The sequence below is a fragment of the Pseudoalteromonas sp. S2721 genome, assembly GCF_005887425.1.
In the GTDB taxonomy this organism is placed as follows: domain Bacteria; phylum Pseudomonadota; class Gammaproteobacteria; order Enterobacterales; family Alteromonadaceae; genus Pseudoalteromonas; species Pseudoalteromonas simplex.
This window is the reverse complement of record NZ_PNCZ01000001.1, coordinates 20,305-35,763: the sequence shown is the minus strand read 5'-3', so window position 1 is coordinate 35,763 and position 15,459 is coordinate 20,305. Positions and strand designations below refer to the sequence as shown.

The window sequence follows — 15,459 nt, the reverse complement described above, 5'->3', positions numbered from 1 at the left end:
GACAACTTTCTGGTCTTTTTATTTTTTATGTTAAAGGAACACCGTATTTGTTAAGCACTGTACTTTATACCTTGATTGCACTTTGTGCGTTTGCAGCTAACTCTTTGCTGTGCCGGATGGCATTGCAAAGTGGTGATATTGATCCGTTAAGTTTTACCGTCATTCGCTTAGTGAGTGGGGCGTTTATGTTGCTTGGTATACTTTTATGGCAAACAACTTTATTGAGATCAAAATCACAATCAGCACAACCTTTAACCGATAAAGGTAGCAATATCAATGCGCTTAGTTTATTTATTTACGCGCTGTGCTTTTCAGTTGCCTATGTTGATTTAAACACAGGCACAGGCGCACTTATCTTATTTTCAGCAGTACAGTTAACCATGATAGGCCATAGTGTTTTAAATAAAGAACCACTCAGTAAAGTGCAGTGGGGGGCTTTGTTTGTCGCTTTTGCGGGGTTTATATACTTAATGCTACCCTCAGCCACGGTGCCTTCTTTCATGCCGGCAATGCTCATGGCGTTAAGTGGTGTGGCGTGGGGTGTTTACAGTATTCGCGGAAAATCATGCAGCTCACCTTTGCAAGCAACCAGCTTTAACTTTCTAAGAAGTTTAATACTTGTGCCAATTTTAGTCTTTCTAGCCGTGGTTGATTGGCAGGGTATCACAGCAACTGGCGTTTATTTGGCGATAGCTTCAGGAGCGCTTGCATCTGGGCTTGGTTATAGCATTTGGTACATTGCACTACCTAGGCTTAAAAGTAGCCAAGCAGGTGTGGTACAGCTAACCGTGCCCGTGCTTGCCACATTAGCTGGGGTGGTGGTATTAGATGAGCAATTAACAGCGCGTTTAGTTGTAGCCAGCGCCTTAATTCTTGGCGCTGTACTGGTGTTTTTAATGGCTAAAAAGCGCAGAGTCTAGATTAGGGCTTATTAACATTTAATACGTAGCGTTCATACAGGGTGTTTAGTTCGGCTAGTATCGCTTGTTTGCCGCTAAGCTCACTTTGTTCAATACATTGCTGTAATGTTGCAACTGACAAATACTGCATCATCTTAGCAGCTGCACCAATATGACTAATATGCCAAGGCTCAGGGGCAACTCCACCTTTGTATTCTTGGTAAGGGCGATAAAAACCATACTTTTCTAGGTTATCGTCAAGCCATGCAGCAAGCTTGGCAAAGGGCCCTGTGGGCGAATACTCATCAGGGGTTAATTGCAGCTGGTAATCATCGTCAATAGGGCGGGTATCGTAAATGTCGAGGTCGGTACCAAAGTGGTGCCTACTTGCCCCAGGGAGTGCCGAGTAAAGCATAATAGCGTGGCACTTTTCAGTATCACTTAGGCTTTTTAAATCTACCGTTTGTTGCTCAAGGGTGTAAACTGGTCGAAGGCCCTGAAATTTAGCATTCCAAATTGCACTTTGACGATAAAAATCACGAAAGCTTGAGGCAATTGTCAGATCAATACCTGCTTGTTTTGCCCCTTGCTGCAGAGCTAAAAAATCATCGACAATATTACGATGCAAGCGATGATTTTGTAGCTCAACTAAATGTGAGCTACTCAACCCAGTGGCGCATTGCTTAAGCTCTGTTTGGTTCATGTAAGCAGCTGCTCTAAAATCACTTCGTAAATATCAGCAAGTTGAATTAAATCATCGGTGCTAACACATTCATCTACTTTATGAATGGTTTCATTACGCGGACCAAGCTCAATGACTTTGGCACCCGTTTGCGCGATAAAGCGACCATCAGAAGTACCGCCGGTGGTTTCAAGCGCGGTGTCGCGTCCAGTTACCTGCTTAATAGCGTGCACGGTGGCATCAACTAACGGGCCATGATCGGTTAAAAACGGCAGTCCATTTACAATCCAATTTAGCTCGTAATTGAGGTTGTGTTTCTCAACAATATCAACCACTCGCTGCTGTAGCTGTTGGTGAGTTACTTCAGTGCTAAAACGAAAGTTAAATTGAATTTCAAGTTCACCTGGGATCACATTACCAGCACCGGTGCCGCCGTTAATATTAGAAACTTGAAAGCTGGTTGCAGGGAAAAATTCGTTACCTTGATCCCACTCAGTTTGACTCAGCTCAGTTAACGCAGGGGCGGCTAGGTGAATCGGGTTTTGCGCTAAATGCGGGTAAGCAACATGGCCTTGCACACCTTTCACGGTTAAAAAGCCAGTTAATGAACCGCGACGTCCATTTTTTACCACATCGCCAAGTACATCACGTGAAGAGGGTTCGCCAACTAGGCATAAATCAATCTTCTCACCACGTGCTTCAAGAGTATCGATAACACGGGTTGTGCCGTTGATAAACGGGCCTTCTTCATCAGACGTAATTAAAAACGAAATTGAGCCTTTATGATCTGGGTGCTTAGCCACAAAACGCTCGGTGGCAACCACCATGGCAGCTAAAGAGCCTTTCATATCGGCTGCGCCGCGACCATGTAACATACCGTCTTTTACCAGTGCAGAAAAAGGCGGGTGCTGCCAATTTTTTGCAGGACCTGTTGGTACAACATCTGTATGACCAGCAAAACAAAAATGCGGTGACGCATCTCCCTTACGAGCCCAAGTATTTAGCGTATCAGTGAAAAACAGTGATTCAATATTAAAGCCTAGTTTTTCAAGGCGTTCGTTCATTAACGCTTGGCAACCAGCATCTTCAGGCGTTACTGATTCACGCTGAATAAGCGCTTGAGCAAGTTCAATAACAGGGTGAGTCATTAGGCAAAAATCTCATCGTATTGAGCGGCTTTAAAACCTAAGTGGTATTGGCCGTTATGCACAAGTACCGGGCGCTTGATCATCGCAGGTTGCTCAACCAGCAATGCTAATGCAGATTCTTTATCTAGGTTTTGCTTTTGCTCATCAGATAATTGACGGTAAGTTGTGCCGCGTTTATTAACTAAATCTTGCCAATCAATGTGCGCTGCAAACTCATTAACTAGCTCAGCACTAATGCCGTCTTTACGGTAATCATGGAAAGTAAATTCTTGATTGTTATCAGTTAAATATTTTTTGGCTTTTTTAATTGTATCGCAGTTGCTGATACCGTACATGATAGTCATAAATTCTACTTTTTAGTTACAGTGAGTAATGTGTCTACCCCAGCAGTGACCTGAGATAGTGAATAATAAAGGGGTCCAAGGTGCTGGCTATTGAGAACACATAGTGTGCCAAGCATAGGGCTGCTCAACTCGCGTAAATCAAAATAGGCTAATCGTTCACCTTGGCTAATTTTACTGCCGTTTAATTTAGCAATATTGGTGTGGTTGATATGTTCTTCAACCGATGAAAACGATAAATTTAATAAAACTTTTAAACCGTTTTTTGCTTGTAAAATGTATTCTTTACCAGCATTTTTAACTTGTAATAGGGTGCCATCGAATGGCGCAATTATGTTGTGGCTAGTTAGTTCAACACTAATCCCTGGGCCAAGGGTAGCAAAACGAAAAAATGGCTCAGGATGCTCGTTAATACTTTTTACACGCCCGGTAAATGGGCTTTTAATGGCCATGCAGCGCGCTTTTCTGAGGCTGCGTTCGGGTAAGTATTGAACTTCGTTAGTCATGGCTTATTTAACATCACCTAGCACATGGTAACCGTCTTTTTTCAGAGCTGTAATGGCTTTTGCCATACTTTGCTTTTTCACCAATACATAATCGGTATCGTAAGTTGATAAAGCAAAAATCGAAATTGACGCTTTTGCTAGCACGCCAGAAATGTTCGCCATAATACCTGTTAATGAAAAACCAAGTGGGCCAATGACTTCCAGTGCTTGCCAGTCGGTTTCTTGGTCCAGACTGTCGAGCTGGAAACTACTTGGGCAGACAATAGACAGCTCATCAGCCGTTTTTGCAATAAAGAAAATAGCTTGTTGGAGTAAGGCAGGGTCAATCGTTGCATCGACATCTAAACTATGAATGGTAAGTTCTTCACTATGAAGTTGTAACGTTTGTTTTGACATCTGCGATCCTATCTTTGAAGCCTTTGAATTTATAGTATAGGTAAACAAAGTTAAGATAAAGCGCAATAATTTTGATTGCTGAGGTTTTGCCCAATATCGCTGTTGAGGTTGTCCACAGATTCTGTGGATAAATATGGGAATAGGTCAGTATAAAGAAGGTAATAGGCTAATTTATAAGGATTTTATAAATTAGCCTAAATTTTGAAGGGTTAATTTTCTAAGCTTTCAACTTGCTTAGCTTGAATCGCTGTAAGGGCAATGGTGTAAACAATATCGTCTACTAATGCACCACGGCTCAAGTCATTTACCGGCTTACGCATACCTTGCAGCATAGGGCCAATACTAATTAAATCAGCACTACGTTGTACGGCTTTATAAGTTGTATTACCGGTATTTAAATCAGGGAATACAAACACCGTTGCTTTACCTGCAACCGGGCTGTCTGGTGCTTTCTTAATTGCGACGTTTTCCATAATTGCAGCATCATACTGAAGCGGGCCATCAATCACTAAATCAGGGCGCTTTTGCTGGGCAAGTTTAGTGGCTTCACGCACTTTTTCTACGTCAGCACCTGAACCCGAAGTCCCCGTACTGTAGCTGATCATTGCAACACGAGGTTCAATACCAAACGCAGCCGCTGAATCAGCTGACTGGATCGCGATATCGGCCAGTTGCTCTGCCGTTGGGTCTGGGTTGATTGCACAGTCACCGTAAACCAGAACTTGATCAGGTAACAACATAAAGAATACTGACGATACCAACGATGAACCTGGTGCAGTTTTAATTAACTGTAACGGCGGGCGAATCGTATTCGCTGTAGTGTTAACAGCACCCGACACTAGGCCATCTACTTTGCCTTGCTCAAGCATCATAGTACCAAGCACCACGTTATCCAGTAGTTGTTCTTGAGCAACCACTTCTGTTAAGCCTTTGTTTTTACGAATTTCGACCATAGGCGCAACGTAATCGTTGATCACATCACTTGGCTCAACAATAGTTACGTTATCGTTAAGCTCCACACCTTGTTGTTCAGCGATACGTAAAATCTCTTCTTTGTCACCAAGTAAGATTGTTTTTGCAATGCCACGTTGACCACAAATTGCTGCAGCTTTAATTGTGCGCGGCTCATTACCTTCTGGTAAAACAACCGTTTTATTCGCTTGACGAGCTTTGTCTGTCAGTAAGAAGCGAAACGCTGGTGGAGACATTTTACGAGTACGACCAACACTTTGCGCTAGGCTGTCTAACCAATCAGAGTCAATGTGGCTGGCGTTGTGATCTTTTACTTTATCAATACGCTGATCATCATCACACGGTACTTCCATATTGAAGTTGTGCAGTAATAAAGACGTGCGCCACGTATCTTCTTCTGTTGCAAGAATTGGCAAGCCGGTATCCATCGCTTGTTCGCATAATTTCATGATGCGATCTTCAGGCTTAAAGCCACCGGTTAATAAAATAGCCCCAAGCTTGGTGCCATTCATAGCTGATAAACAAGCGGCAACTAATACATCAGAGCGATCGCCCGGAGTGACCAGTAATGCACCTGGGGTAAAGTGGCTTAAAATATTCGATACAGTGCGAGCACAGAAAGTAACGCGACGTAAACGACGGTGAGCCATGTCGCCTTCGTTAATAACTTCGGCCTTTAGGTATTCACATAAATCACGCACACGCGGCGCCACTAGGTCGAAATCCCACGGGATTGAACCTAATAACTTAAATGGGTGTTTTCTGAAAATAGGCAATGATGCTAAACGGTTTAATTCGTTTTCAAGTTGCTCTGGCTCATGAGCTTCAACAAGATCTGCACGTGCGCGACCTTCGTCATCTAAAGGTGCATTAACTTTGTTGAAAATACAGCCTAACACGCGAGGGTGGTTAACACCGCCATAGTTGCCTGAGGCAATTTCTAAACGGTCTTCAATTTGGTCGTTGCTATCGTTACTAGGCGTTAAAACAAAAACAATATCAGCACCCAGTGTTTGCGCGATTTCACGGTTTACACGGCCTGCATAAGGCTGACGGCGTGTTGGCACCATACCTTCGATAATAGCAATTTCGTCTTCTTTAATAGTGCTTTCAAAGCGCTCTACGATTTCTTCTAGTAAATCGTCGCCTTTACCATCACCAATCATTTGCTCTGCATAGCTAAGCTCAAATGGTGTCGGCGGATTAATTGGTGAGCCATGGGTGACAATTTGCGTCGACTTTTCAGGGCCTGTATCGCCAGAACGTGGCTGTGCAATTGGCTTGAAAAAGTTCACTTTGAGCGCTTTTTGCTCAAGCGCACGCACTAAACCAACAGAAACAGATGTTAAACCAACCCCAGTCGAAATAGGGATCAACATAATTCTACGTGCCATTTACTTAACCCTCCTTTGCAATGCGGGCTGCATCGTTAGCAATAACCCATTCTTCGTTGGTCGGGATCACAAACGCTTTAGCATGCGTTTGGCCTTTTGAAATTAAGCCTTCTTTACCAAAACGTGCCGCTAAGTTTGCAGCTTCGTCACACTCAAGGCCTAAAAAGCCTAATTGGGTGATCACTTTGTCGCGAATGATATCTGAGTTTTCACCAATACCACCGGTGAAAATAAGCGCATCAAGGCGCTGCACAGGCACTAAGAATGCGGCGATTTGTTTTGCTAAACGGTAGCAAAAAATATCGAGTGCAAGGTTCGCTTGCGGGTGACCTTCAACAGCGGCTTCTTCAATAGTGCGACAGTCATTTGATAGTTCACTAATACCTAATAAGCCACTTTTCTTATTAAGTAGGTCATCAATTTCTTGCACTGAATAATTTAGTTGCTGAGTTAAAAAGGTGAATAAACCCGGGTCGATGCTACCACTGCGCGTGCCCATCACTAAGCCTTCAAGCGGTGTTAGACCCATACTGGTATCAACGCTCTTACCATCTTTAATCGCACACACTGAACAACCATTACCTAAATGCGCACTGATCACATTGGTTTGGTCGCGCTCTTTGCCGAGCATTTTTGCCGCTTCACCTGCAACATAATAATGGCTTGTACCATGGAAGCCATAACGTCTTACGCCGTGCTCTTTATAAAGCGAGTAAGGCAGGGCGTATAAGTAAGCAATATTTGGCATGCTTTGGTGAAATGCCGTATCAAACACCGCAATTTGTGGCAGCGCTGAGAACGCTTGCTGTGCAGTGCGAATGCCTAATAAGTTGGCTGGGTTATGAAGTGGAGCAAGTGCCGCTGTTTTTTCGATAGCTGCAAGTACATCATCGTCGATAAGCACAGATTCAGTGAAATGCTCACCACCGTGTACAACACGATGACCCACAGCAATTAAATTATCCGCAAGGCCTTGCTCATTAACAAGCTTCACAAGCTCAGCAATGGCTGCATCGTGGGCTTGGCCCTTTGCAAGCTCAATAAGTTGTTTTTCACCATTATATTTATATTTGATTGAAGGCGTGTCTGAGCCAAGGCGCTCAGCTAAACCAGAAATAACTTCGTCAGAAGTGGCGGCATCTAAAATGGCAAATTTTAAACTTGAACTACCACAGTTCAGTACTAAAACATGTTGTGGTGAGCAAAGGGGCGTCGACATAGCTAGGTCCTAAAAGTACGATATCAGTCAGTGTATATTAAGGCTTGATAATTAGAATTCTTTGCCAGTATAGTAAATAAGTATTTTGTTGCTACACTTAACAAAGCTAGGCTGTAATTATACTAAAGTCTGGTTGACTTAAGCCGATAACATTTTATCTCATTTAGACTTTAAACGTTAGTCTCCTAACCATTAATTTGGTATTAAAACTAGGACAGGTTTTGCAGGGATTGTATCCGGGAGTGTGTTACACTCGGTTGTGAAACAAGTTGAAAACCCTAGGAGTGATGATGCAAAAAGGTGTCATGTCACAAGTGCAAACAGGTCGTCAGTACGCTAAAAAATGGCCGATGCGACAAGAGCTCGCTCCATTGTTTGCCGAATTTAGAGTGATCAAGGCCACTGATCTGGCAATTACAGTGATGCCAATATTGGCAATGCTGACCGTATTTATGCAAGTTAATTACTTAGGTAGTGATTATTTTCCACAAGCTATCACGATCGCGCTTTTCTTTTTATCATTACCGCTGCAAGGTTTGTTGTGGCTAGGCCGCCGTGCAGAAACCCGTTTAGAGCCAGCAATGCTAAGTTGGTATACCGAGCTGCACAGTAAAATGAAGGCGCATGGTTATCAGTCACAATTAACGACTGAAAAACCACGCTACACTGACTTAGCTCAATTATTAAAAGATATGTTCGAAAAAATGGATAAAGCCTTCACTAAAGAGCACTTCTAATCGCGAACAAACTGGCTCACATAAAACGATAACGTTACTTTTTGTGGGCCTTGTTGCTCTATCTGTTGCCAATGCTCTGGGCGAAACTTCCAAGCAAACGGCGTCATCATAATTAAATGTTTAATCTCATCGACAGACAACAGCACCTGTTGCTCTAATAAGTTTATCGACTCTTTGCTAAAGCCTGCTGGTGGTTCTATCTCAGTATGCGGTTTTACATCGGCATAAATAAACGCTTTTAACTCTTTAAGGTGCCAAGGCCCAGGGCTTGCAACAATTAAACTAGCTTGCGGCTTGGCAAGGCGGGCAAGCTCTTGTGCAAATAAAGGGGCAAACACACTAACAAGCACATCAGCCTGCGCATCTGCAAAAGGGGCTTGGCTAATCGACGCGACACTAAAATGCGCATTTTCGTAGCGCTTAGCGGCGTATTTTACCGCGGGCTTAGAAATATCGACACCATATACATCGGCACTCGACTGCGCTGCTATAGCTTGAGTATAAAAACCTTCACCACAGCCTAAATCAATCACTGAACTTGGTTCGAGAGATGCCACTAACTCAGCTAAAGCCTGCTGTAAAAACGAATAGTGTCCGGCACTTAAAAAAGCGCGGCGAGCCTGCACCATTTCAAGGTTATCGCCCGGTTGTTTCGACTTTTTATTTTGCACGGGAAGTAAATTGACATAACCCTCTTTGGCGATATCAAAACTGTGGTTATTGTCACAACGGTAAGTTTTGTCGTTTAGAGTAAGTTCAAGTTTGCAAAGCGGGCAGTGATAGTGAAGACTCATGAGTCTAAATAGTCCTTATCATAAAAGGTTTTAACCCAATGAGGGCGATAGGTGATCATCAAGGTAATGGCCATGCCATTGAGCATTGCTTCAGGAAACCAAATTATGGCACACAGAATCAGATAGTTTTCTGAAATCTCAATAAAACTGTAATCACCAAGCAAGTAATAAAACACACCGCTGGTAACTATTTTAATACAGGCGATAACAGCAGCGGTTAAAAACGCGCATAAAAAGATATAAATAAAAAAGTGTCTCGGCAGGTAGCTATAGCAAACCACAAAACACAAATAGCTCAATGTAATTGGAATGAACGCTGTAAATAACAAATGCACAGGCAATAAACTGATTGGCAATTGTGCAACCAGCACTAACAACAAACTCGCCAAGGTACTTGCAAAAATAGCCAGTCGCCAACCTAAAATTAGGGTCACTGAAGTAACCCCTAAAATATGCAATTCGAGGCCTGGCAATATCCCCGCTTTAATGCGCCACAGTACCGCAAGTACTAAAGCACATGCGAGCACACCAACTTGTCTTATTGGCGTTGCCAATAATTGTGATGCGCTTTGCTTATCAAAGCTGAGCCAGAGTATTATAGCCACACAGCTCCATAAAGGGAGCTGCCATTGCAATGTGTCTATCATGCGTTAAATGTTGACCAAATTGGCGCATGATCAGATGGTTTTTCGATACCTCGCAATTCGTAATCGATACCAGACTCAACACAACGCTCAGCAAGAGCTGGAGTTGCTAAGATCACATCAATACGTAGACCACGGTTGTCATCAAAACCTTTTGAGCGGTAATCAAACCACGAGTATTGCTCAGTTTTTTCTGGGTAAAGTTCACGGAAGGTATCTTTAAAGCCCCAGTTTAATAAAGTGCTTAACCATTCACGCTCTTCAGGTTGGAAAGAACACTTACCTGTTTTTAACCAGCGCTTACGGTTTGGTTCACCAATACCAATGTCGAGATCGGTCGGTGAAATATTAATGTCGCCCATCACAATAACATCTTGATCAGCCGTGTGGTTATCTTCTAAGTGAGTCATTAAATCTTTATAGAACTGACGCTTATAAGGGAATTTGGTTTCGTGGGCAATATTATCGCCTTGTGGGAAGTAGCCATTCATCACCGTTAGGTCACGACCATTTTCTTGTGTCACGGTAACACTGATCATACGACGCTGTGATTCGTCGGTATCGGTTGCAAAGCCTTTAACAACTGATTTTGGCTCTTGTTTACATAACATTGCCACGCCGTAATGTGCTTTTTGACCGTGAAAATAAACGTGATAACCCATTTTTTGTACGTCTTCGAGAGGGAAGGCTTCATCATGTACTTTGATTTCTTGTAAGCCAATAATATCTGGTTGATGTTTATCAATTACGGCTTGCAATTGGTGTAAACGAGCGCGCAGGCCGTTAATGTTAAATGAGATTACCTTCATGGTGCACCTATTATTTTTGTTTCAGTGTTTAGCGCAATTCTATCATCAAACTAGGGCTTATTCATAAGCTAATTACGAAAATCAAATTGGGTAAATGTTGATCAATTGCTGCTTAATTTAAAAACATTGTTAACTCACTATTAATTATTAAATTAAATAAATAATTCAGTTGATCTGCTTATTTTTGTTTATATAATGCGCGCAAACCACCCGTTCATATTATGTACTATTTAAAGGTAAACCATGAAAAAACAATTAGTGATGCTTTCTCTTGCATGTATCTCATTTGGCTCATTAGCAAGCAACCCGCACTACTTTTCAGCTGATAACAGTATTGAATCGAAGTTATGTAGCTTAAGTGCAAACGAAGGGTTTACCGCTGCACGTAAAGAAGCAGCAAAGCATGGCATTTCAATGTCACGTTTTTCAAAAAGCATTTTATGTAACGGTACTGACATTCGTGAAATTGCAAAAAAAGCACAATCACAAGAAGTAGCAAAAGCATCGATTGAAGTGTTTGCTAAAAATGAGCAAAAAGAAACTCAACTTTGCATCACTGCACTCAAAAAAGGTTTAACACCTGTGCGTGAAAAAATTGGCAACTTAAACACGTTAAAATGTAATGGCGAAGCAGTAACAGACTTCGTTAAGCGTTACCAAAACGCAGCTATCTAATAACGGCATTTTTGTTATTTGTAAAAAGCGCTCTTCGGAGCGCTTTTTTTATGAAAAAATTACAGCAACCTATGAAAAGCTTGCTAAATCATAGGCTTAACAGTAACTTAACTAGATTGTAAGTGCTTGATTTTAGTCAATAAGGCATTTTGGCATTCAACTTGAAATAGTCTAATTGAATCTAATCGACTACAAGGAAATGTCTTATGAAAAAGTTAACTTTAGCATCTACAATTTTAGCAGCACTAAGTCTTTCAGCATGTTCTGCAAGTAACTCTTTAGCAAAAATCGACAGCGATTTTGGCAGTCTAGATAATGACAATGACGGCTATATCTCTAAGGTAGAAGCTGACGATGATGCAATTTGGGAGCATTTTTCAAACATCGATACCAATATGGACGAGCAAATCAGCCGTACTGAATTTAATGCATATATGCAATTAAATACAGGCAAGGTGGCAGCTGATAGTGAGGTATCTGAATCAGCATTTAAAGCTGAAATCGCTAAATTTGACCTAATCGAAAATGACTTTAAATCGTTAGATAACGACAAAAATGGTTATGTTTCAATTGAAGAAGCCGATGACGACGATATCGCAAATCACTTTGGCTATATGGATAGCAACAAAGATAAGCGTATAAGCCGCACTGAGTTTGTTAATTACATTAGCAAATATGGCAGCGACGTTGCCGAAGATGATGCCCTTGAAATGGTTAAAAATAGCTAATTTCAAAATTCATTTATAAATATCCCCCAAAGCCAGTGTTTTACACTGGCTTTTTTACAATAATTTTTCCAACCTTGGCCGACTTCTGTCATAATAGAGCGTTAGTGATTTAAAATGACCTTTAGTAGCAATGGCCACAAAACGTATCAGTGATGAACAGTTAGTCGAAATCATAGAAGCCGCGATTTTTGTTGCTGGAAAACCTGTGTCTAAACGTCATTTAAAAGAGACAGTATTAGCTGATTTAAGCGTATCTATGCCGCGCATTAATAATGCAATTGAACAAATTCAAACGCATTATCAAACCCGAGGCATTAAGCTTGTTGCAGTAGGCAGCGGTTACAGGTTTCAAGCCTGCGCTAGTTTAGCGCCTTGGCTGGCAAACTTATGGCAAGAGCGCGCACCTAAATACTCACGAGCACTACTAGAAACGTTATCCTTGATTGCCTATAGACAACCTATTACCCGTGGTGAAATTGAACAAGTACGGGGGGTCGCTGTTGGCTCAGGAATAATTAAAACCTTATTAGAAAGAGAGTGGGTTAGAGTTGTTGGCCATAAAGAGGTGCCCGGGCGCCCAGCGTTGTATGCCACAACATCCGCTTTCTTAGATTATTTTTCATTAGCTGGTTTAGATGAATTACCGCCGTTACCTGAACTTCAGGAGAGTAAAATCAACCAGCTATTGAGCGATCCTTCTGTGAGAGAACTATCTGAATGAGTAATGTAGAAACTGAAAAGTTACAAAAAGTATTAGCCCGTGCTGGCGTGGGTTCACGTCGTGAAATGGAAAAATACATCGATGCCAACCGCGTGAGCGTGAATGGTAAAGTGGCTCGTTTAGGCGACCGCGTAGAAGCAACCGATGTAATTCGTGTTGACGGTCACGTAGTGAAAATCGAAGACAAAGCCGACCGTATTTGTCGTGTGCTTATGTATAACAAACCAGAAGGTGAGTTATGTACGCGTAAAGACCCAGAAGGTCGTCGTACGGTATTTGACCGTTTACCACGTGTTGATGGCGAACGCTGGATTGCAGTTGGCCGATTAGATATTAATACCGCAGGTTTAATGCTGTTTACTAACGATGGTGAACTTGCTAACCGTTTAATGCACCCAAGCTACGAAGTAGAGCGTGAGTACTCAGCTCGTGTGTTTGGTGAAGTGACTAACGAAACGCTACGCACTCTAACAAAAGGCGTTGAGCTTGATGATGGTCCTGCGAAATTCTTAAACATCAAACCTATGGGTGGTGAAGGTATCAACCGTTGGTTCAATGTGACTTTAACAGAAGGTCGTAACCGCGAAGTTCGTCGTTTATGGCAATCACAAGATGTTGAAGTATCGCGTCTTATCCGTATTCGTTACGGTAAGTTAGAGCTTGATAAGCGTTTGCCACAAGGTGGTTGGGCTGAGCTTGATTTAGACACGGTTAACTATTTACGTAAAACAGTACAACTTGGCCGCGAAACGCAAACTAAGCTGTCGGTTATTCCTGAAAAGCGTAAAGACAAACGTGCTAAAATTAACCAAATCCGTAAAGCGGTTAAAAAGCACAATCAACGCGCTAAACAAACTAAGCGTCGTTAATCAGAAAATATAATTGTTTGCAGATAAACTAATTTATTTGCAAACAGGCATAAAAAAAGCAGCGATTTCGCTGCTTTTTTTGTTTCACAATGCTAATTAAGCATTTTCAACTGCTGTACGTGGGTCAACATATTCCATGTTGAAAGCTTCAGCTACTTCTTTATAAGTAACTTTACCTTTGATCACGTTTAAGCCTTTTAAGAAGTTTGCATCGTCAAGAAGCGCTTTCTTATAGCCTTTGTTAGCAAGGTTGATGATGAACGGTAATGTTGCATTGTTAAGTGCGAACGTAGAAGTACGTGGAACAGCACCTGGCATGTTAGCAACACAGTAGTGAACAACGTCATCAACGATATAAGTAGGATCAGCGTGAGTTGTCGCTTTAGACGTTGCGATACAACCACCTTGGTCGATTGCAACGTCAACGATTGCAGAACCAGGCTTCATTGCTTTGATGTGCTCAGCTGTCACTAGTTTAGGCGCTGCTGCACCTGGGATTAGTACGCCACCGATCACAAGGTCAGCTTCTAGTACGTGTTTTTCGAGTGCGTCAGCAGTAGAGTAGATAGCTTTAACTTTATTACCGAACTGTGCGTCTAATGCACGTAGTACGTCGATGTTACGGTCAAGAACAACAACGTCAGCACCTAGGCCAACAGCCATTTGCGCTGCGCTACGACCAACCATGCCGCCGCCGATAACAACAACTTTAGCTGGCTCAACACCTGGTACACCACCAAGTAACATACCACGACCGTGGTTTGATTTTTCAAGCGCTTGTGCACCAGCTTGGATAGACATACGACCAGCAACTTCACTCATAGGAGCTAGAAGAGGTAAACCGCCACGTGAATCAGTTACTGTTTCGTAAGCGATACACACTGCGCCACTTTTAACTAGGTCTTCAGTTTGTGGAAGATCCGGTGCTAAGTGAAGGTAAGTAAATAGAATTTGGTCTTCGCGTAACATTGCACGCTCAACAGCTTGTGGCTCTTTTACTTTAACGATCATTTCAGCTTTAGCAAAAACGTCCGCTGCTGTTGGTAAAATTTCAGCACCAGCTGCAACATAATCTTCGTTAGTGAAGCCAATGCCCATACCAGCATCAGTTTCAACAAACACTTGGTGGCCATGGTTTACTAGTTCACGAACACTCGCAGGAACCATACCTACACGGTATTCATGGTTTTTGATTTCTTTAGGTACACCAATAATCATAGTTTTTCGCCTTAATAGAACGGGATAAAATTTTTGACTATTATATTCATGACCAGCCAGTGTGTCTCACCTTTTTTAAGTGCTATTCTAGTGATATAATCTAAAAATATATTTTAAACAGTGCAAAACTCTGGTTTGGCTTATGCATCAATTACTCGACAGAATAGACCGTAAAATTTTAATGGAATTACAGCTCGATGGTCGGATCTCTAACGTAGAGCTGGCAAGGCGTGTAGGATTAAGTGCCACCCCTTGTTTGGAGCGGGTAAAAAAGCTCGAAAGAGAGGGGTATATACTCGGATATAAAGCGGTAGTGGATCCTGCTAAACTTGGCCAAGGTTTGTCGGTTTATGTAGAAGTAACCATCACTAAAACCTCACCAGATGTTTTCGAAGAATTTAACGCTGCAGTTAAAAAGCACGACGAAATAATCGAATGCCATCTAGTATCGGGTAATTTCGACTTTCTATTAAAAACACGTGTAAATGATATGTCGGAATATCGAAATGTACTGGGTGATATTCTACTAAAACTACCAAATGTCAGTGAAAGCCGAACTTATGTGGTAATGGAAGAAGTAAAAGGTGAAGAAGGGGTCATTATTCGCCCATATATTGCCTAAACTGTTAAAATATACATTGAGTAACAAAAACTTGTTCATTATCAGTCCATCAAGGCTAAGATAAAGTGCATCAAACGGCATTTCC

18 protein-coding genes are annotated in these 15,459 nt (G+C 42.0%); 7 read left to right on the top strand and 11 right to left on the bottom strand.

What is annotated here, in order from left to right:
* Positions 1–47 precede the first annotated feature (47 nt).
* The gene (locus CWC02_RS00195) at positions 48–920 is read left to right on the top strand and encodes a DMT family transporter (protein ID WP_249364061.1); all 873 of its coding nucleotides are present in this window, start codon (positions 48–50) and stop codon (positions 918–920) included.
* Position 921: 1 nt separating this feature from the next.
* Here the strand turns inward: CWC02_RS00195 and CWC02_RS00190 are convergent, their stop codons facing one another.
* The 7 genes from CWC02_RS00190 to CWC02_RS00160 all read right to left on the bottom strand — a co-directional run bounded on the left by CWC02_RS00190 (position 922) and on the right by CWC02_RS00160 (position 7,557).
* Entirely contained in the window at positions 922–1,602 is a 681-nt protein-coding gene (locus CWC02_RS00190; protein ID WP_138615761.1) for a M15 family metallopeptidase, read from the bottom strand.
* The gene (dapE, locus tag CWC02_RS00185; RefSeq protein ID WP_138615759.1) at positions 1,599–2,729 is read right to left on the bottom strand and encodes a succinyl-diaminopimelate desuccinylase; all 1,131 of its coding nucleotides are present in this window, start codon (positions 2,727–2,729) and stop codon (positions 1,599–1,601) included. Before dapE ends, CWC02_RS00190 begins: the two co-directional genes overlap by 4 nt.
* Positions 2,729–3,073: an ArsC family reductase gene (locus CWC02_RS00180; RefSeq protein ID WP_054561266.1), complete on the bottom strand. Its 345-nt coding sequence runs from the start codon at positions 3,071–3,073 to the stop codon at positions 2,729–2,731. The genes dapE and CWC02_RS00180 overlap by 1 nt, the downstream gene beginning before the upstream one ends.
* Before the next feature lie 5 nt (positions 3,074–3,078).
* Complete coding sequence (locus tag CWC02_RS00175; RefSeq protein ID WP_054552959.1) at positions 3,079–3,576, bottom strand: PTS glucose transporter subunit IIA; 498 nt, start codon at positions 3,574–3,576, stop codon at positions 3,079–3,081.
* Positions 3,577–3,579: 3 nt separating this feature from the next.
* The gene (locus tag CWC02_RS00170; RefSeq protein WP_054552960.1) at positions 3,580–3,972 is read right to left on the bottom strand and encodes an ACT domain-containing protein; all 393 of its coding nucleotides are present in this window, start codon (positions 3,970–3,972) and stop codon (positions 3,580–3,582) included.
* A gap of 209 nt (positions 3,973–4,181) precedes the next feature.
* Entirely contained in the window at positions 4,182–6,338 is a 2,157-nt protein-coding gene (gene pta, locus CWC02_RS00165; RefSeq protein ID WP_138615758.1) for a phosphate acetyltransferase, read from the bottom strand.
* Positions 6,339–6,342: 4 nt separating this feature from the next.
* Positions 6,343–7,557 carry an acetate kinase gene (locus CWC02_RS00160; RefSeq protein ID WP_138615756.1) on the bottom strand — a complete coding sequence of 405 codons (1,215 nt, stop codon included), beginning with the start codon at positions 7,555–7,557 and terminating at the stop codon, positions 6,343–6,345.
* 290 nt (positions 7,558–7,847) lie between these two features.
* Between CWC02_RS00160 and yfbV the strand changes: the two genes are divergently transcribed.
* On the top strand, positions 7,848–8,294 hold the full coding sequence (gene yfbV / locus CWC02_RS00155) for a terminus macrodomain insulation protein YfbV (RefSeq protein ID WP_054552963.1): 447 nt from the start codon (positions 7,848–7,850) through the stop codon (positions 8,292–8,294).
* Here yfbV and CWC02_RS00150 read toward each other — a convergent pair.
* Genes CWC02_RS00150 through xthA form a run of 3 tightly spaced genes read right to left on the bottom strand, consistent with a single transcriptional unit; the run spans position 8,291 to position 10,541 of the window.
* Positions 8,291–9,088 carry a putative RNA methyltransferase gene (locus CWC02_RS00150; protein ID WP_138615754.1) on the bottom strand — a complete coding sequence of 266 codons (798 nt, stop codon included), beginning with the start codon at positions 9,086–9,088 and terminating at the stop codon, positions 8,291–8,293. The two genes, yfbV and CWC02_RS00150, sit on opposite strands and share 4 nt — an antisense overlap.
* Positions 9,085–9,735: an energy-coupling factor ABC transporter permease gene (locus tag CWC02_RS00145; RefSeq protein WP_138615752.1), complete on the bottom strand. Its 651-nt coding sequence runs from the start codon at positions 9,733–9,735 to the stop codon at positions 9,085–9,087. Before CWC02_RS00145 ends, CWC02_RS00150 begins: the two co-directional genes overlap by 4 nt.
* A complete protein-coding gene (gene xthA / locus CWC02_RS00140; protein WP_138615750.1) occupies positions 9,732–10,541 on the bottom strand; it encodes an exodeoxyribonuclease III in 810 nt (269 codons plus the stop codon). Before xthA ends, CWC02_RS00145 begins: the two co-directional genes overlap by 4 nt.
* Before the next feature lie 243 nt (positions 10,542–10,784).
* Here xthA and CWC02_RS00135 point away from each other — a divergent pair, with 243 nt between their 5' ends.
* The 4 genes from CWC02_RS00135 (at position 10,785) to rluB (ending at position 13,534) form a co-directional block, all read left to right on the top strand.
* The gene (locus CWC02_RS00135) at positions 10,785–11,216 is read left to right on the top strand and encodes an exonuclease III (protein ID WP_138615748.1); all 432 of its coding nucleotides are present in this window, start codon (positions 10,785–10,787) and stop codon (positions 11,214–11,216) included.
* Positions 11,217–11,422: 206 nt separating this feature from the next.
* A complete protein-coding gene (locus CWC02_RS00130; RefSeq protein WP_138615746.1) occupies positions 11,423–11,944 on the top strand; it encodes an EF-hand domain-containing protein in 522 nt (173 codons plus the stop codon).
* A 130-nt stretch (positions 11,945–12,074) separates the two neighbouring features.
* Entirely contained in the window at positions 12,075–12,665 is a 591-nt protein-coding gene (scpB, locus tag CWC02_RS00125) for an SMC-Scp complex subunit ScpB (RefSeq protein WP_054552968.1), read from the top strand.
* Entirely contained in the window at positions 12,662–13,534 is an 873-nt protein-coding gene (gene rluB / locus CWC02_RS00120) for a 23S rRNA pseudouridine(2605) synthase RluB (RefSeq protein ID WP_063704647.1), read from the top strand. Before scpB ends, rluB begins: the two co-directional genes overlap by 4 nt.
* A gap of 96 nt (positions 13,535–13,630) precedes the next feature.
* Here rluB and ald read toward each other — a convergent pair whose 3' ends face one another.
* Entirely contained in the window at positions 13,631–14,752 is a 1,122-nt protein-coding gene (gene ald / locus CWC02_RS00115) for an alanine dehydrogenase (RefSeq protein ID WP_054561274.1), read from the bottom strand.
* A 142-nt stretch (positions 14,753–14,894) separates the two neighbouring features.
* Here ald and lrp point away from each other — a divergent pair, with 142 nt between their 5' ends.
* Positions 14,895–15,374: a leucine-responsive transcriptional regulator Lrp gene (gene lrp, locus CWC02_RS00110; RefSeq protein WP_054552971.1), complete on the top strand. Its 480-nt coding sequence runs from the start codon at positions 14,895–14,897 to the stop codon at positions 15,372–15,374.
* The last annotated feature ends 85 nt before the right edge of the window (positions 15,375–15,459 follow it).